General features: G+C 70.3%; 17 protein-coding genes. 8 read left to right on the top strand and 9 right to left on the bottom strand.

From position 1 onward, the window contains the following. Positions 1-114 precede the first annotated feature (114 nt). Entirely contained in the window at positions 115-1401 is a 1287-nt protein-coding gene (locus AB0C25_RS15345) for a hypothetical protein (protein ID WP_357373483.1), read from the top strand. Between the two features lie 53 nt (positions 1402-1454). Here AB0C25_RS15345 and otsB read toward each other — a convergent pair whose 3' ends face one another. The 4 genes from otsB to AB0C25_RS15325 all read right to left on the bottom strand — a co-directional run bounded on the left by otsB (position 1455) and on the right by AB0C25_RS15325 (position 6268). Further along, positions 1455-4019: a trehalose-phosphatase gene (gene otsB / locus AB0C25_RS15340; RefSeq protein WP_357373965.1), complete on the bottom strand. Its 2565-nt coding sequence runs from the start codon at positions 4017-4019 to the stop codon at positions 1455-1457. 41 nt (positions 4020-4060) lie between these two features. Continuing rightward, positions 4061-5461 carry a trehalose-6-phosphate synthase gene (locus AB0C25_RS15335; protein ID WP_030488230.1) on the bottom strand — a complete coding sequence of 467 codons (1401 nt, stop codon included), beginning with the start codon at positions 5459-5461 and terminating at the stop codon, positions 4061-4063. A gap of 143 nt (positions 5462-5604) precedes the next feature. Further along, positions 5605-5991: a hypothetical protein gene (locus AB0C25_RS15330; protein ID WP_357373481.1), complete on the bottom strand. Its 387-nt coding sequence runs from the start codon at positions 5989-5991 to the stop codon at positions 5605-5607. Continuing rightward, positions 5984-6268 (bottom strand): hypothetical protein, encoded by a 285-nt coding sequence (locus tag AB0C25_RS15325; RefSeq protein ID WP_357373479.1) that lies wholly within the window; start codon positions 6266-6268, stop codon positions 5984-5986. The genes AB0C25_RS15330 and AB0C25_RS15325 overlap by 8 nt, the downstream gene beginning before the upstream one ends. A gap of 210 nt (positions 6269-6478) precedes the next feature. Here AB0C25_RS15325 and ettA point away from each other — a divergent pair, with 210 nt between their 5' ends. The 4 genes from ettA to AB0C25_RS15305 all read left to right on the top strand — a co-directional run bounded on the left by ettA (position 6479) and on the right by AB0C25_RS15305 (position 10058). Further along, positions 6479-8155 carry an energy-dependent translational throttle protein EttA gene (gene ettA, locus AB0C25_RS15320; RefSeq protein ID WP_357373963.1) on the top strand — a complete coding sequence of 559 codons (1677 nt, stop codon included), beginning with the start codon at positions 6479-6481 and terminating at the stop codon, positions 8153-8155. Positions 8156-8167: 12 nt separating this feature from the next. Continuing rightward, positions 8168-8614 carry a thioesterase family protein gene (locus AB0C25_RS15315; RefSeq protein WP_357373477.1) on the top strand — a complete coding sequence of 149 codons (447 nt, stop codon included), beginning with the start codon at positions 8168-8170 and terminating at the stop codon, positions 8612-8614. After that, entirely contained in the window at positions 8611-9342 is a 732-nt protein-coding gene (locus AB0C25_RS15310) for a hypothetical protein (RefSeq protein ID WP_357373475.1), read from the top strand. The genes AB0C25_RS15315 and AB0C25_RS15310 overlap by 4 nt, the downstream gene beginning before the upstream one ends. A 131-nt stretch (positions 9343-9473) precedes the next feature. Further along, positions 9474-10058 (top strand): YbjN domain-containing protein, encoded by a 585-nt coding sequence (locus tag AB0C25_RS15305; RefSeq protein WP_357254622.1) that lies wholly within the window; start codon positions 9474-9476, stop codon positions 10056-10058. A gap of 21 nt (positions 10059-10079) precedes the next feature. Here the strand turns inward: AB0C25_RS15305 and AB0C25_RS15300 are convergent, their stop codons facing one another. From AB0C25_RS15300 to AB0C25_RS15290, 3 genes are all read right to left on the bottom strand, one after another. Then, the gene (locus AB0C25_RS15300) at positions 10080-10508 is read right to left on the bottom strand and encodes a globin (RefSeq protein WP_357254620.1); all 429 of its coding nucleotides are present in this window, start codon (positions 10506-10508) and stop codon (positions 10080-10082) included. A gap of 115 nt (positions 10509-10623) precedes the next feature. Beyond that, a complete protein-coding gene (locus AB0C25_RS15295; protein ID WP_357373473.1) occupies positions 10624-12009 on the bottom strand; it encodes an MFS transporter in 1386 nt (461 codons plus the stop codon). Positions 12010-12242: 233 nt separating this feature from the next. After that, the gene (locus AB0C25_RS15290; RefSeq protein ID WP_357254769.1) at positions 12243-13265 is read right to left on the bottom strand and encodes a mechanosensitive ion channel family protein; all 1023 of its coding nucleotides are present in this window, start codon (positions 13263-13265) and stop codon (positions 12243-12245) included. 180 nt (positions 13266-13445) lie between these two features. On the opposite strand from AB0C25_RS15290, the gene AB0C25_RS15285 reads away from it, so the two are divergent. Next, positions 13446-13727, top strand: coding sequence for a hypothetical protein (locus tag AB0C25_RS15285; RefSeq protein WP_357373471.1), 282 nt, complete (start codon positions 13446-13448; stop codon positions 13725-13727). A 5-nt stretch (positions 13728-13732) separates the two neighbouring features. Here AB0C25_RS15285 and AB0C25_RS15280 read toward each other — a convergent pair whose 3' ends face one another. After that, positions 13733-14593 (bottom strand): NAD(P)H-binding protein, encoded by an 861-nt coding sequence (locus AB0C25_RS15280; protein ID WP_357373469.1) that lies wholly within the window; start codon positions 14591-14593, stop codon positions 13733-13735. 271 nt (positions 14594-14864) lie between these two features. On the opposite strand from AB0C25_RS15280, the gene AB0C25_RS15275 reads away from it, so the two are divergent. Next, a complete protein-coding gene (locus AB0C25_RS15275; protein WP_357373467.1) occupies positions 14865-15095 on the top strand; it encodes a hypothetical protein in 231 nt (76 codons plus the stop codon). Between the two features lie 149 nt (positions 15096-15244). Further along, on the top strand, positions 15245-15781 hold the full coding sequence (locus AB0C25_RS15270; RefSeq protein WP_030333470.1) for an HNH endonuclease: 537 nt from the start codon (positions 15245-15247) through the stop codon (positions 15779-15781). Between the two features lie 14 nt (positions 15782-15795). On the opposite strand, the gene AB0C25_RS15265 is transcribed toward AB0C25_RS15270, so the two are convergent. Then, complete coding sequence (locus AB0C25_RS15265) at positions 15796-17388, bottom strand: DUF6194 family protein (protein ID WP_357373465.1); 1593 nt, start codon at positions 17386-17388, stop codon at positions 15796-15798. Positions 17389-17439: the final 51 nt, after the last annotated feature.

Raw genomic sequence — 17439 nt, 5'->3', positions numbered from 1 at the left:
AAGGTGTTCTGCGGTGTGGTCGATCTGGCGGTCGGCGCGGCTCTGGCCGCCGTCACTGTCGGTTGATCCGACGCGGGGGCGGCGTTGTCGGTGGCGGTGGACACAATGTCGCTCATGCTCACCGTGAAGGATCCGCACGAGACGTGGCGCACGGACCTGCTCACACCCGTCGCGCTGCGGTGCGCAAACCCGGGCCTGACCACCACCTTCGAGGACCTCCCCTCCCAATGGCGCGCTGCTCCGGTGCGGACGCTGCGGTGCGCGGCCGCGGACGGCTCCTGGGCCGTCCTGGTCACTGTGGTCCGTGGCTACCGCCAACAGCCGGGCGACTCGCTCGTCGGCAACGAGTTCGGCCGGGACCCGCACACCGGCTACGACCTGGACTCACCCGGAGACCTGGTGTACGAGCTGCAGGTGACCGAGGACGACGGAACCGACGAGCACGAGCTGCTGGCCTTCCGGCTCTTCGGCGACCCGCAGGCAGCCGGGGCGGAGGTGCTGCGGTGGGCCGGGAGGAAGGCGGCGTACTCGGTCAGCCCGTCGGTCGAGCCGGCCGAGACGCGGCAGCGCCGGGACCGCCGACAGTTCGACAACCGCCAGGCCAGTGCGGCATCGCCGCAGGTCCGGATCGGTGTGGTGTCGGACGAGGCCGCCGCCGACCTCGACGCCCTCGACAGGTCCGCGTTGTGCTGGCACTTCCCGCGCGGGAACACAGGTGCCTACCTGCGGTCCGCGGTGGTCGCACTGGCCGGTTACGGCGAGCAGCGGCCGCACCTGCGGGGCCGGTGGCTCACCGCACGGGTCGAGGGCGAGGAGCTGGTCGTCGGCGTGGACGAGCTGATCCCGGCCAACCAGCGGCACCGCTGGGACAGCGCCCGCTGGCTGTGGGACCGCCGACAGGCGACCACCCCGGCAGGGCTTCGCTGGCAGGTCGATCGGGTCGAGCAGGCCGCCCCCGCGGTCGCGGCCGTCCGCCGTGGCGCGTTGCCCGAGGCGCTGACCACGGCCGGGGTGGAGACGGATCCGGAGCTCGACTCGTTGCTGACCGGGGTGCCGTACCGGCTCTCCGACGCCGAACTCACGCCGACCTGGGTGGCGAACCTTCACCGCGGTCTCGCCGACCTGGCGCCCTGGCGGCTGGACGCGGCGTTCCGAGGGTGGCGTGACGGCAGGCAGGCACTGGGGCTGCCGGTGCGGGATCCGGTTGTCCTGTTCGGCCTCGGTGGCGTCGGCGCGGCCCGTAAACCGAAGCTCGCGCTCGACCACACCGGCGACGCCCCACTGCTGTGCCTGACCCACACGGGCAGCAGTGCGGTGCTGCCGTACGCGCACTGGACGGTGCCCACCGACCTCGGCGCCCGCCTGTACGGGTGGCAACCGGCCCTGCCGTACCCGCAGTGACCGACGGGGCCGGAGCAGGTTCGCTCCGGCCCCGTCGTCGTCCGAGCGATCGACTACTGCTTGAGCATGTTGTCCAGCAGCAGGGCACAGCGGATCAGTCCGAGGTGGCTGTACGCCTGCGGGTGGTTGCCCAGTCCGCGCTCGGCGAGCGGGTCGTACTGCTCGGGGAGCAGCCCGGTCGGACCGGCGGTGAGCACCATCTGTGCGAACAGCTCCTCGGCGTCGGTGTGGCGGCCGGTGCGCAGGTACGCCTCGATCAGCCAAGCCGTGCAGATGTGGAAGCCGCCCTCCCGGCCGGGCAGGCCGTCGTCCCAGTGGTAGCGGTAGACGACCGGGCCGCTGCGCAGGTCCGCCTCGATGCGCAGGACGGTGGACAGGAAGCGCGGGTCGTCACCCGGGAGCAGGCCGGAGAGCCCGATCCAGAGTGACGAGGCGTCCATGTCCTCGTCCCCGTACGCGACGCTGTACGCCTCGACGTCGGAGTGCCAACCCTGCTCGAGGACGTTGGCGCCGATCCGGTCGCGCAGGTCCTTCCACTCCGGCCGGTCCTTGCCGCCGTGCTCGCGCATCACGTGCAGCGCGCGGTCGACGGTCATCCAGCACATCACCTTGGAGAAGACGTGGTGCCGTGGTGGCAGCCGCGCCTCCCAGATGCCGTGGTCGGGCTCGTGCCAGCGGCGACGGACCGCCTCGACCATGTTCTCCAGGACCCGCCACTCGTCCTCGCGGACCGAGCCGCGAGCGTCGGCGACGGCCGCGATCAGGTCGGCGATCGGGCCGAAGACGTCGAGCTGGAGCTGGTGGTTGGCGAGGTTGCCGACCCGGACCGGTCGGGAGCCGGCGTATCCGGGCAGCGTGTCGATGACCGCTTCGGCACCCAGCTCGAACCCGTCGATGGTGTAGAGCGGGTGCAGTCGCTCCGGGTGGCCGCCGGTGCGCTCGATGCAGCCGTCCACCCAGCGCAGCAGCGCCTCGGCCTCCTCGACGGAGCCCAGGTCGACAAGTGCGCGGGCGGTCAGCGCGGCGTCGCGCAGCCAGCAGTAGCGGTAGTCCCAGTTGCGGACGCCGCCCAGCTCCTCGGGGAGCGAGGTGGTCGCCGCGGCCAGGATCGAGCCGGTGGCCTCGTGGCAGAGCCCGCGCAGGGTGAGGGCGCTGCGCGCGACCAGGTCACGGGCGGTGGACGGCAGCCGAAGTGAGGCCACCCAGTCCTTCCACGGCTGCTCGGCCGCGGCCTGCCGCTCGTGGATCGGCACCCGGTGGTGCTCCAGGCTGTGCGTGCCGAAGCGCAACTCCAGCACGACCTGCCCACCGGCGGCGGAGAGGTCGACGATCGCCTTGGCGGTCTCGTACCCGCCGTCGTTGCCGACCTCCCACTCCACGCCGGGGGCGTAGAGCGCGACAGGTTCGTTGGAGCCGAGCACCAGCAGGCCGTCGCCGAGCGGCTGCAACTGCACGGCGACCTGCCCGAACTCCGGCCTCGGCGCGAACTCCACCCGGGCCTTGCCACTGCCGGTGAGCACCCGGATCAGGGTCGAGTCGCCGGTGATGACCGCCGGACTGTCGTCCGGAGTGGTCTCCCGGGCCGGCTTGTCCAGCCAGTCGGTGACGGTGAGCCCGGACCAGCGGGTCTCCACGGTCATCGTGCCGGAGCGGTAGCGCTGACCCAGCGGGATGCCACCGCGTTCCGGGGCGACGCTGAAGTGACCGGCCGGGCTGCCACCGACCAGGTCGGCGAAGATCGCCGCCGAGTCCGGCTTGGGGTGGCAGAGCCAGCTGACCTTGGCTTCCGGGGTGAGCAGAGCGACGGTACGACCGTTGGCCAGCATGGAGTGCCGCTCGATCGGCACGGCCCGCTCGCCGAACAGCCAGTGCCGCCGGGTCTCCAGCAGCAGCGCCAGCGCGCGGGCGGCCTCCAGCGGGTCGGCGACCCGGTAGCTGGCCTTGGTGTCCCCGGAGCCGATCTTGATGCCGAGGTCGGGACCGTGCAGGTGGCCGAACGCGTTCTCGTCGGTGATGTCGTCGCCGATGAACAGCACCGCGCTGGAGGCGAGCTGGGTCCGCAGCTGGTCGAGTGCGGTGCCCTTGTGGGTGGCCACGACGGAGAGCTCGATGACCTCCTTGCCCTGGGTCACGGTGACGCCGTCGAAGGTCGCCGGGCCGTTGCGGACCGCCTCGATGGCGGCGGCGGCGACCTCCGGGTCGACCCCTCGGGTGTGCACGGCGACGCTTGCCGGCTTGCGTTCCAGCCGGATGCCCGGGTGCGCGGAGGCGATGTCGCGCAGCGCGTTGCGTACCTGCTGGCGCACCGCGACCAGCTCGGGGGAGAGCCGCTCGACGAAGCCGATGTCGAACTCGGAGCCGTGGCTGCCGACGAGGTGGACCTCGCTGGGCAGCCGGGACAGCGCGGCCAGGTCGCGCAGCGCCCGGCCGGAGACGACCGCCACGGTCGTCTGCGGTAGCGCGGCGAGCGCGCGGACCGCGGCCACCGATTCGGGCAGTGGTACGGCGGTGCTGGGGTCCTCCACGATCGGCGCCAGTGTGCCGTCGTAGTCGCAGGCGACCAGGAGTTGGGGGACCCGGGCGATCCGGCCGATGGCGGAGCGCAGCTCGGGGTCCATCACCCCGGTGGCCGTGGCCGCTCCATCGTTGACGGTCGTGTTCACTCGGCCTCCGCCTCGGGAACTCCGAGCTCGGAGAGGAAAGACTTGGCCCAGTGGCCCACGTCATGGGTACGCAGGTGACGTTGCATTGTCCGCATCCGGCGGCGTGCCTCGGTTTTCTCCACGTGCACTGCCCGGAGCAGGGCGTCCTTGACTGCGTCCGGGTCGTGCGGGTTACACAGGAATGCCTGACGCAGCTCCGTTGCGGCGCCGGCGAACTCACTGAGCACGAGCGCGCCACCCTGGTCGGCGCGCGACGCCACGTACTCCTTGGCCACCAGGTTCATGCCGTCGCGTAGCGGTGTCACCATCATCACGTCGGCGGCAACGTACATCGCGGCGAGTTCACTGCGACTGTACGACTGATGCAGGTAATGCACGGCCGGCACGCCGACCCGGCCGAATTCACCATTAATCCGGCCAACCTCGCGTTCGACCTTGACCCGAAGTGCCTGGTAGTGCTCGACACGCTCGCGGCTGGGCGTGGCCACCTGCACCATAACCGCGTCGGGAACTGTCAACTTTCCGTCAGCAAGTAGCTCGCGGAAGGCCTTGAGTCGCAACTCGATGCCCTTGGTGTAATCCAGCCGGTCCACGCCCAGGATTATCGTCTTCGGATCGCCCAACTCGGCGCGGATCTGCTTGGCCCGAGCCTGGATCGCCGGGTCGGCGGCCATCCGCTCCATCTCCTGGGTGTCGATCGAGATGGGGAAGGCACCCGCCTTCACCTGCCGACCGTCGACCTGGATCATCTGCCCCTCGTAGCGCAGCCCGAGCAGGTGCCGGGCCAGCCGGACGAAGTTCTGCGCGGCCAACCGCTGCTGGAAGCCGACCAGGTCGGCACCGAGCAGGCCGCGCAGGATCTCGGTGCGGAACGGCATCTGCATGAACAGCTCGATCGGCGGGAACGGGATGTGCAGGAAGAACCCGATCCGCAGGTCCGGGCGCAGCTCACGGAGCATCGCCGGGACCAACTGAAGCTGGTAGTCCTGCACCCAGACCGTCGCGCCCTCGGCCGCCACATCCGCGGCGGCCTCCGCGAACCGGGCGTTGACCAGGCGGTACGCCTCCCGCCAGCGGCGCTTGTAGGCAGGTGTCTCGACCGCGTCGTGGTAGAGCGGCCAGATCGTCGCGTTGGACTGGCCCTCGTAGTAGCGCTCCAGCTCCTCGGCGCTGAGCGGGACCGGGTGCAGCCGGATCCCCTCCAGGTCGAACGGTTCGGGGGCGGCGCCGGTGCCACCGGCCCAGCCGACCCAGGTGCCCTGGTGTTCGGCGAGCACGGGGTGCAGCGCGGTGACCAGCCCGCCAGGGCTGCGTCGCCACTGTCGGCCCTCGGGTGTGCTCACCTCGTCGACCGGCAGACGGTTCGCCACTACGACAAAGGAGCTACGGACGGTCACGATCGGCCACCTCCGGGTACTGACGGGTCCACCGCGATGAGCGTACTGAGCGTAGCTGCGGCGTCTTGTGCCCCGTGCCGGAGTCTCCTACCCGCCTCGTACGCGTCGAAATCCCCAGGGTGATCTTGTCGACAGCCCGTCGATCAGAGGTCGATGATCGGCCATTCCTTCGGCAGCACCTCACCGAGCAGCTCCCGCCGATCCGTCATGATCGGCGTGATCGCCCGAGCCGCCTCCATCGCGGCCTGGGCCAGGTCCATGCCGCCCAGGCTTCGCGACCAGCCGCCGAGAACGGCGCACATGTCGTGCTCCACGGGCGTCACCATGACCTGCTCCAGGTCGCCGACGATGTCGAGCAGTGGCCAGCCGTCGCTGGTCACCTGGCGATACGCGGCTGCCAGGCAGAGCGCCGGGACGATCACGGCCCTCCCCTTGTCCGCGACTTTCGCGATCTGCTCCCCGACCGCTTCAATGCCTTCCGAGTAGGCGAGGAGGCATGCGGTGTCGAGGACGAGGCCGGCGTCACTCACGAATGGTCATCCGTCCGCGAGACGCCTCACCCAGCAGAGCCGCTGCCTTGGCCCGCAGTGCCGGCGTGATCTTCGCGTGTGCCTCGTCGAGCTTCCTGCCCGCCTCGGCGAGGCCTTCGTCCGTGAGCTGGAAACCCACCTGTCGAAGCGTCCGCCGTGTGCGCTCGCCGGCCATCCGCTGACGAACGGAGTCGGTGATGAAGGCGGAGACGTTCGATTCCTCGGCCAGTCGCTCTGCCACGTCATCCGGCACGCTGATGGCGATCTTCTTGGTCATACCAGGAACGCTAACGGGTTATACCAAGCTGGGCAACGCGGCGCGCCCGCGTACTCCTGGGGCGGGGTGATGTGGGCGAAGCGCGGCGTACCTGTCAGGATTGACGATGGCGTGCGCGTGGCCGGCTCCCGGCCGGCGGCGGCGGGCGGATCTCTCGGCCCGCGCCGCGCCGCCGATCAGCGACAGCAACCGACGGAGGTAGCCCGCACCGTGGCCCAGTACATCTACGTCCTGGAAAAGGCCCGCAAGGCGCACGGCGACAAGGTCGTGCTCGACAACGTGACGTTGAGCTTCCTGCCGGGAGCCAAGATCGGTGTCCTCGGTCCGAACGGCGCCGGTAAGTCCAGCCTCCTCAAGATCATGGCAGGACTGGACAAGCCGAGCAACGGCGAGGCCCGGCTCATGCCCGGCTGCACCGTCGGCATGCTCGCCCAGGAGCCTCCACTCAACGACGCCAAGACCGTGCTCGGCAACGTCGAGGAGGCGGTTGCCGAGACCAAGGCCAAGCTGGAGCGATTCAACAAGATCGCCGAGCAGATGGCGACCGACTACTCCGACGAGCTGATGGAGGAGATGGGCAAGCTCCAGGAGGAGCTGGACCACCTCGACGCCTGGGACGTCGACTCCAAGCTCGAACTGGCCATGGACGCCCTGCGCTGCCCGCCGCCGGACGCCGACGTGACCCAGCTCTCCGGCGGTGAGCGCCGCCGGGTCGCGCTCTGCAAGCTGCTGCTGGAGGCGCCCGACCTGCTGCTGCTCGACGAGCCCACCAACCACCTGGACGCGGAGAGCGTCTCCTGGCTGGAGCAGCACCTGGCCAAGTACGCCGGCACCGTCATGGCGATCACCCACGACCGGTACTTCCTCGACAACGTGGCCGGCTGGATCCTGGAACTGGACCGCGGCCGGGCCATCGGCTACGAGGGCAACTACTCCACCTACCTGGAGAAGAAGGCCGCTCGACTGGCCGTCGAGGGTCGCCGCGACGCCAAGATGAAGAAGCGCCTCACCGAGGAGCTGGAGTGGGTCCGCTCCAACGCCAAGGCCCGGCAGACCAAGTCCAAGGCCCGCCTGGACCGGTACGACGAGATGGCCAACGAGGCGGAGAAGACCCGCAAGCTCGACTTCGAGGAGATCCAGATCCCGCCGGGCCCGCGTCTGGGCAGCACGGTGATCGAGGCGGTCAACCTCAGCAAGGGCTTCGGCGACCGGCTGCTGATCGACAACCTGTCGTTCTCGCTGCCGCGCAACGGCATCGTCGGCATCATCGGCCCCAACGGCGTCGGCAAGACCACGCTGTTCAAGACCATCGTCGGGCTGGAGGAGCCGACCGGCGGTCAGGTCCGGGTCGGCGAGACGGTCTCGCTGTCGTACGTCGACCAGAACCGCGAGGGCCTCAACGGCGACAAGACCGTCTGGGAGGTCGTCTCCGACGGGCTGGACTACCTGATGGTGGGCAAGGTCGAGATGCCGTCGCGGGCGTACATCGCCGCGTTCGGCTTCAAGGGGCCGGACCAGCAGAAGCCGACGAAGGTGCTCTCCGGCGGTGAGCGCAACCGGCTCAACCTGGCGCTGACCCTGAAGATCGGCGGCAACGTCATCCTGCTCGACGAGCCGACGAACGACCTGGACGTGGAGACGCTGTCCAGCCTGGAGAACGCGCTGTTGGAGTTCCCCGGCTGCGCCGTGGTCATCTCGCACGACCGGATGTTCCTGGACCGGGTCGCCACGCACATCCTGGCCTGGGAGGGCGACGACCAGGACCCGTCGCGGTGGTTCTGGTTCGAGGGCAACTTCGAGGCGTACGAGAAGAACAAGATCGACCGCCTCGGCGCGGAGGCTGCCCGGCCCCACCGGGTGACCTACCGCAAGCTGACCCGCGACTGATCGGCCGAGAAGGTGTCTGACCGGTTCGTCTACCACTGCACGCTGCGCTGGTCCGACCTGGACGCGTACGGCCACATCAACAACTCGCGCTTCCTCACCCTGTACGAGGAGGCGCGGGTGGCGTTGATGTTCGCTGGCGGCCGGGCCTGGGGGGTGGGCTCGTTCGCCGACGGGGTGGTGATCCGTCGGCACGAGGTCGACTACCTTCGCCCGGTCGACTACGCGTTGGGTCGGGCCACCGCGGAGGCGGCGCCCACCGTCCGCATCGAGCTGTGGGTGGAGGAGATCCGGGCCTCCCGCTTCACCGTCGCCTACGAGCTGTACGACGGTGAGGTGCTGGCCAGCCGGGCGCGCTCGGTGCTGGTGCCGTTCGACCTGACCCGCCAGGTGCCCCGCCGGATCACCACCGAGGAGCGGGACTTCCTGCTCACCTACGCACCGCAGGGCGGCCTGGTGTGACCGGGTCGGGCACGGGCCGGGCGGCGGCCACCCCGACGCACGGTGTGGCCGGGGTGGCCGACGCGGGTGCCTTCCTGGCCCGGCTGGTCCGGCTGGATCGGGCCGCGCCGGTCCGGTTGCGGCCGGCCGGTGTGCCCGGTCGGATCGCCCTCTGGGCCCGTCTGCCGTGGCAGGTTCTGGTGGTCCGGACGGTGGCTGCCGAGCCGGCCGACGGCAGCGTCGAGGACGTCACGGTGGCTGCCGCGGAGCTGCTCGCCGAGCTGGAACGCGGTGGTACGTCCCGGCCGGTCCGCCGGGACGCGCAGTGGCGGTGGCCGCTGCCCCCGGCGCGCAGCCGGACGGTTGAGGCGCTGCCCGTTGCCGAGCTGCGGCGGATCGCGGACGCCGCGGCGGGCACCCTGCGAACGGCGAGCGAGCAGGGCGTGGCCGGCCGCGCGGTGGGTCAGCGGGCGCTGCGGGACGCGCTGCTCGACCACGTGGCGGTGCTGGTCACGCCGGACGGACCGCCCGCCGCGCCGGTCGAGGTGTCGCAGCGGCTGGTGCAGGGGGTGGTCCGGATGGGCTTCCTCGGTGCCGCCGGCGGCCCGGTCACCGGCCACGACGAGGCGGCCGTCCAGGTCCGGGTGGCGGGACGCTGGGTTGGCCTGGCGGGACCATACGGAGCGGCATGGTTGCAGACAGCCACGGATCTTGCGGTGAAACCCCTCGGTACTCCTCCGAACGGATGACCCCTGCTCATTCTTCTGGGCCGGGGCGGTCGTTGGGGGGGTGCTTCAACTCGGCTGTCCGGGTACCGTCCATGCTCGGATCCAACGCACCGTAGGCGACTGGATCCGCTGGGGAGTGAGGTGCGCGAGCGATGCCGTGGTGGTCATGGCGCCCCGGTCCCGCCGACGGCGGCGATCCGGAAACCCGAAGCGGGATCACAGTGGAGAGCGCGGTCCGGGTCGGACCGCCCAATCCTCGCCAGCCGGGAGACGACTGCCCGGCCAGCGAGCGGCCAGTGCTGACCGAGATGCTGGCCACCGTCGAGCCGGTGAGTCTGCGCCGCGTCTGCGACGCACTCGACCTGCTCGACGTGCGCTACCTGGCCGACGGCGACGGCAACCTGCTGGCCATGTGGGAGCGGCACGCCGTGCTGGTGACCCTGGAAGGGCCAGAGGACGAGATCCTGGTCATGCGGGCACGCCCGCACGCCACGGTCCCGCCGGACTGGGCCGACCGGGCCTATCGGGTGGTCAACGAGTGGAACCACACCCGTCGGTTCTGCAAGGCGTACATCGGCGACCCGACGGAGCGCGGGCAGCTGCCGATCTACGCCGAGCTGCAGGTGCCGCTCGGCGCTGGGACCCACGACGCGCTGCTGGTCGAGATGCTCGACTGCGGCGCGGCGGTCGCCACCAGCTTCGTGGACTGGCTCCACGACGAGGGCGCGCTGCTCTGACACACTGCCTCGGCCCGGCGGTCAGCCGCCGACGGCCGGGTCCTCCTCGGCGTTGACCATGAAGTACGCGGCCCGCTCCAGGTAGTCCCAGAGCGTGGTGGCGATCTCCGGTTCGAGGTCGAGCCGGTCCACGGCGCGGCGCATGTTCCGTAGCCAGGCGTCCCGCTCGGCCGCGCCGATCCGGAACGGCGCGTGCCGCATCCGCAGTCGCGGGTGGCCACGCTGGGCGGAGTACGTGTTCGGTCCACCCCAGTACTGCATCAGGAACAGGGTCATCCGATCCGCGGCCGGCCCCAGGTCCCCCTCCGGGTACATGGGCCGCAGCAGCGGATCGTTGGCGATGCCGGCATAGAACTCGTCGACCAGCTTGCGGAAGGTGGGCTCGCCGCCGACCGCTTCGAAGAGGGTCGTCGAAGCACCGGGACGCTCGGATTCACCTGCGGGGTTCACCGTTCCATCCTGCCAGGTGCACCGAGTGCCAGACGGACCCGCGGACCGTGCGTCGGATCACGCCGGGCCGATGCCCCGCGCCCGGCCCGCTCCGGGTCCGAACGGGCGGGCCGGGTCAGGTGACCGCGTGCCGGCGGTGGCCGTCACCGGTACGCGGCTCGGCAGAGCCGCCCGCCGTGCCGCCGGTGGCGGGATCGTCCGGATGGTCGGGCGGCTCGGCGTTGGCCGCCGTGGCTGCCGTGATCGCGTCGCTGAACGCCTGCCGATTCGGCCAGCGCAGCGCGGCCACCGCCATCAGCACCACGCCGGCCGCGCTCCACAGCCCCACCACAAGGGGGATGTTGTCGAAGCGGTCCGCGATCAGACCGGTGACCAGCACCGCGAAGCCCTGGATGACCTGGACGCCGGTCGCCATCACTCCGAAGGCGCGGGCCCGGAAGCCGTTGGGCAGTGCCTGGACGAAGAGCCCGTTGGCCATCGGCAGCATGCCGGCGACCGCGAACCCGCAGAGAGCGGCGAGCAGAGCCACCGTCAGCGCGGGCGGATCGAACAACGTCGGCACCAGCGCCAGTGGGGCGAGCACCGCGAGCGGCCGCATCAGCTTCAGCCGACGTGCCGGCCCGAAGAGGCGGCTCACCAGCAACCCGCCGAGGATGAAACCGACCGGGCTGGCCACCATGATCACCGCTTGGGCCGTGCTCGCGTTCAGGTCGCCGCCGCCCTCCTCGTTGGCCCAGCCGACGGCCAGCCCCTCGGGGAGGATCGAGAAGAGCATCGCGCTGAACACCAGCACCGCGATCGCCCGCAGCACCGGTGTGCCGAACACGATGGTGAAGCCCTGACGGGTCTCTTGCAGCAGGTGGCTGCGCTGCGCCGGGTTCGGCACCGCCGGCCGGTCTCGCACGCCGAGGCGGACCAGCAGCGCCGAGGCGCCGAACGTGGCCGCGTTGAACAGCAGCGCGACCTGGGGGTTGTAGGAGGCGACGGCGGAGCCGAGCACGTACCCGACGATCTGCGCCGCCTGGCCCACGCTGGCGTTCAGCGACAGCCCCACCACCAGCCGGTCCCCGGCGAGCATCTGCGGCATCAGCGCGGACTTCGCCGCCTGGCTCGGTGGGTTGGCCAGCGTGGCGGCGAAGATGAGCACCAGCACCGCCTGGTACGGCAACTGCGGGATGGCGATGAGCAGCATCAACGCCATCCGGATGAGGTCACACGCCACCATCACCCGCCGGTACGGGTATCGCTCCGCGAGTGCGGCGAGCACCGGACCACCGAGCAGCCAGGGCAGGAAACTGACCGCGAAGGCAGCCGCGGAGAGCCCTACCGACTCGGTCTTCTCATAGACGAGCAGGGTGACGGCGGCCTTCGCCACGTAATCGCCGACCCAGGAGAGAGCGCTTGCCATGAACACGGCGCGGAACTCGTGCTGGGCGAACACCTCGCGAAAAGTTGCTGGGCCTTCCGCAGAAGGTCGCTCGTCGGGCACCGTCGCCTCCATCGGCCTCCGGGTCGGCCGCTCGTGGCAGCCCGGCCGGAGTCGCTCGTCAGATCACGGATCAGCGAGGTTGTGATCACGTTTTGGCGGGAACGCGTGCTCCGGATTCTGCCCGATCGTCTGACAACTATCTAGGTCGAACGGGTCGTTCGTCGCTTCCCCGACTGAACGAACGGACGATACCTGAGGGGCCGGGCGGCTCGCGACCCCTGAATTCGAGGACAGTGGCGGGTGGGTCAGGTGGCACCACCCTGGCCAGTTTCACCGTCGGGCAGTGGGCGGGGGGGAAGCCCGGGAAAGATGCGGGCCGCCGCGATCTGCGCGGTGATCCCCGAGTTCTCCAGCGCCTCCGCCAGCCGCCGCCGCAACTCCCGGCCCACCGCGAACTGCCCGTCCGCTGTCGTCTTCACCACCGTCCGGATGACCGCACCGTCCACCGTCACCTGCTCGACACCCAACACCTCCGGCGCCTCGACGATCTCCGGTGACAGCTCCGGGTCCACCGCCACCGAGGCGGCCGCGGTCCGCAGGACGGCGGTGGCCTCCTCGGTGCTGTTGAACCCGATCGGCAGGTCCACCACCACGAGCGCCCAGCCCTGGCTCTTGTTGCCCACCCGGATGATCTCGCCGTTGCGGATGTACCAGAGCACTCCGCGACCGTCGCGCACGGTGGTCACCCGGAGCCCGACCGCCTCGACCACGCCCATCGCCTCGCCCAGGTCGACGTTGTCGCCCACGCCGTACTGATCCTCGATCAGCATGAACAGGCCGGCGATCAGGTCCTTGACCAGGCTCTGCGCGCCGAAGCCCAGCGCTACGCCGGCGATCCCCGCGCTGGCCAGCAGCGGGGCCAGGTCGAAGCTGAACTCGCGCAGGATCATCAGCAGCGCGATGCCGAAGACGAACGCGGTGGTCAGGCTGCGCAACACCGAGCCGATCGCCTCGGCCCGCTGCCGTCGCCGCTCTGGTACGAACTCGGTCGGGTCGACCGCCGCGCTGGGCACCCGCTCGCGCAGCGGTCGCAGCATCGTCGGCACCGCGCCGTCGGTCGTCGTACGGACCAACCGGTTGATCGTGCGGTGCACCGCCCAGCGGGCCACCATCGCCAGCGCCAGGATCAGCAGCACCCGCAGCGGCTTGAGCAGGATCCAGTAACTGCCCTCGGCGAACCAGGCCGACCTGGTCAGCTCGTACAGGAATTGGCAGGAGGAACTGCCCTGGCAGTTCACCGACCCGGCGGTGGACAGGGCGAGGGGCATCACGCTTGCGGCACTCACCCTGTCTTCGTACCGCAAGGAGCCCGAGGGCCCGCGTCCGACCCACCGGCCGGGGACCGTCCGACCGGACGCTGGCGAGCAGTGACGATCGCTTCGTTGTACCCCGGGGGGTGTCTCCGCCTCCGGGCACGACGATGCCCCCGACCGGCGGCTAAGGGCTGGATGCATGAACTCAGTGAGACGGATCTGGCCATCCGGCCTGAATCCGAGCGTGCCGTCATCGGCGAAGCCGAGACGAACCTCAACATGTCGATCGCAGAGCAGAAGACGGGACACCTCGTGTCCTACTGCGTGTCCCACCTTCCGGTGGCGCTGGTCCGGGATAACCCAGCGATCCTGGACGGCAGCAGCGAGCCCTGGCCGGGAGGCATGCAACACCAGCTTCTGACCGTGGGTGTCGTACGCCGTGAATCGCCGGACGAGCATGGAATCCCGCTGGGCTGAGGTCGCTACTGAAAGTCCTCGGCGTGGTCGGTGGCCCATTGCGAAAACGGCAAGGCGGGTCGGCCGAGCACCTTCTCCACAGTGCGTTTGGGGCGAGGAGGCTTGTCAACCAGATCGCGCGACACGATGAGTTGAATCTCTATGGAGTCCTTGTCGTAACCCAAGGCCCTCCACCGTGCGATGGCCTGATCCTCACTGAGTTGTTCGAGCCGCAGCGGTCGGCCGATCGCCTCCGCCAGGTCACGAACCCGGTCGGCCGCGCTGATCGCGGCCGGGCCGGTGGTCAGGTACCGGGCGCCGTCGTGGCGTTGGTCGAGGAGGGCAGCGACCGCGACCGCGGCCACGTCCCGCTCGTGCACGTACGGATACCGGGCGGTGGGGAAACCCTCCCGCACCACGCTGTCACTACGAATCTCCTCGGCCCACTGCCACGAGGCGGCCATGAGCCCCGCCGGCCGAATGTGCGTCCAGCCCAGGCCTGTTGCCTCCACCGCCTGCTCCCAGGCGAGGAAGTGGCGACCAGCGCGGGGCTGGGCCCGTTCCCACGGTGCGGAGGCCGAGGACAGCACGATGATCCGCCGGAGTCCGGCGGTGCTGATTCGCTCGAGAACTTCGCGATTTGGTGCGCCGGTAGGCGTAAGCAGCATCGCGTCGATTTCGACCAGAGCCGCATCAAGCGACTCGGGGGTGGTGAGATCGCCGAACGCCACATCGACCACGTCGGGCACTCCAGCCGCTTCCGTCGGCGGTATGAGCGCCCGTGTTCGGATACCAGCGTCGAGAAGGCAATCAATGGCAGCCCGACCGACGACCCCGGTCGCCCCGGTGACGAGGACCCGCGGCCGGACTCCGCCGCTGCCAATCATTGGCACTTGCCCCCTCGGTAGATTACCGACGTTGACGGCTCACCTAATCGACACCGTACATACTGCCGACAGGTATGACACCTCAATAACGACCGCCCTCATTTAGCCGCGATCAGCGCGCGGAGGTGTCGCAGATCAGTCGGCGGACGAGTGTCGGGCATCAGTCGAAGCAGGACATTTCTACCATCAGAGTTCGTGTGAGAACCTTCCGTACGAGATCAAGGCGGCCCGCTTCGCGGACCGCTCGCGCCGCCGAACCTGGGCTGGGCCGATGGCGCTCGCGCCTCAGGCCTGCGGCCACGGCGCGATCGGTGATAGCCCGCCGGGTGGCTCGACATACGAAGAAGCCCCGGCCGTCATGATCGATGGTTCGAAGATCATCGGGCACGGATCCGGCACAACTGAGGCCGTCAAGGGCTGTCACCAGTGTCAGGCAACGGCGGAGTTCGCCCAGGCCAGCATGGCGATCCGCCCGGTTGCGGATGTTCCTCATACCCCATGAGGGATTAGTGCGTGCAATCCGGGGTCCGATCAGGGACTATTGGCGCAACGGACGTCGGTGATCGGCCCGGCGTCGACCGTGTGGGTGGTCATGCCCGACCTCGGTCGACGGCGGTACGCAGCAGCCGCTGAACCGGGAGGGTGATCGCGATGCCTGACATACGACCCACGGTGGGCTCCGGCGCGTTGGTCCTCAACGCCACCTACGAGCCGCTGTGTGTCGTGTCGGTGCGCCGTGCCGCGATCCTCGTTCTCTCCGCCAAGGCGGTCTGCGTCGCCGACGGCGATGGCATCCTGCACAGCGCCCGCGACGCGCTCCCGGTGCCGTCCGTGGTCCGGCTGACCCGCTTCGTCCGCGTGCCGTACCGGACGCACGTCGGGTTGTCCCGGCGGGCGATCTTCGCCCGGGACGGGTGGCGGTGCGCCTACTGTCGGGGTCCGGCCGAGACCATCGACCACGTTTTCCCCCGCAGCCGGGGTGGCCGGCACGCCTGGGAGAACGTGGTCGCCGCGTGTGCCCGGTGCAACCACACCAAGGGCGACAAGACGCCGGCGGAGATGGGGTGGCGGTTGCACGCGCTGCCCGCCGCACCGAAGGGCACCGCCTGGCGGGTGCTCGGGCACCGCGCCCCCGACCCCCGCTGGGCCGACTGGCTGGACCTGCGGGAGCCGGAAGCCGCCGCCTGACCCGAACGGCGCGGTCAGGCTCCGGGTTGCGGGTCCGCCGCCCGGCGCGCGGCCCGCTCGTGGCGGTCAACCGCGCGACCGTGTGCCACCGCCAACAGCCTGTCGATCTCGGGCAGCAGGTGCGGGCCGGGCATGACGATGCTGGCGAACCCGTGCAGCGCGTAGCCCGGGTGCGGTGTGAGGGTGTCCAGTCGGGCGAAGTCGTACTCGTCCCGGTGGTCCTCGAACGCCTTGGGCGGGAAGCCGAAGCGTCGCTCGAATTCGCTCCGGCCCAGGTCCAGGTTGAGGCGGAAGACACCGGGACGGTCGAGCTGTGCGGCCTCGTCGAAGCCGGGCACGTCGTGCTCGACGATCGTGGCGAACGGCTGCCGGCGGTCCGGGCCGACGAAGAAGAACCGGTCACCCCACGCCGCCTCGGGTGATCCGCTGTCCTCGCTCGCCACGACCTGTTCGACGCCGGGCAGCGCGACGATCCGATCGGCGAGCACGGCCGCGTCGACGCCGGTCGGTATGTGCAGGACCACGTCGGCGTGTTCGATGGTGGTCCGGTCCAGCGGGAAGTACCGGTAGTCGTGCGAACGCTGCTCGGCCGGCCCGATGTCGGACGCCGGCACGTACCGGGGAATGTCGGTCTCCTGCTGGAGTCTGCCCTCGTAGGTCGACGCGGCCGGTGCCTCGATGCCGAGCGCCGGGCTCGCGCCCAGACTGCCGACGATCACCGCGTAGCGGTCACCCAGCAGCGACGCGACGATCGCGCCGGCGCCGGCCCACGACACCTCGGTGCCGGCAAGCGTCATCGTGCCCGGCTGGCGCTGGAGGTGCGTGTTGTGCGCGAAGACGAGCGTGGGCCCGCGGTGTGCCTCGGCGGATCGGATCGCGAGCAGGTTCTCGGCCATCAGCGCGTCCCGGACCGCGGCCAGGCGGGCGAAGCGTTCCTCCGGCGCAAGTGGGGCGGCGGCCGCGGCGTGGTAGCGCAGCAGCGCGACCGCGGACGTCGCGTGCACGAACGCCGCCGGCCAGCCCGCGGCCGTCCCGGGCGCCCGCAGGTACAACTCGGTCAGGAGGTCGTTGGCGAGCACCCGCAGTGCTCGGGCGTCGGTCGAGCGCCCCACCGACCGGCCCGGCTCCCAGATCGCGGCCGTGTCACTCCACCGTGCCTCGTCGCCGACCAGGTCGTCGATCTCGGCGGATCGGTCGAGGCCCAGGAAGTCGCAGACCAGGGTGAGGTGGCGTCGCGGGCTCGGGGCGTTCGCGAGTTCCAAGGGGGCGTCGAAGCCGTGGAACGTCAGGCGTTCGGCGGCCGGTCGTCCCGCGTTCCACTCGCGCATCCGCAGCAGGAGGTCGCGGTTGGCCGGGGCGGTGCCGAATCCGTGGCTGAAACCTTCGGAGAGCGCCCGATCGAGCGGCACGGCAGCGCCCTGCACGAACTCGTCGGCGATCAGCCCGGCCGCCCGGTCGCTCTCCACCGCGATCGACAGGTAGCCGTGCTTTGCCAGCGACAGGAAGGCGTCATTGCGGAGTTGGAGGAAGGCGGACTCGCCGTGCGTCGGCTCACCGAGCGCGAGCAGGTCCGGGGACACCGCGAGCAGGTCGAGAAGAGGTGGCATTCCATAAACCGTATCGTTGAACCAGCGGTTGAGACTCAGGAGCGATGGAGC

Source organism: Micromonospora sp. NPDC048839, from assembly GCF_040649915.1.
Taxonomy (GTDB): domain Bacteria; phylum Actinomycetota; class Actinomycetes; order Mycobacteriales; family Micromonosporaceae; genus Micromonospora.
This window is presented reverse-complemented; position numbering and strand designations above follow the sequence as displayed.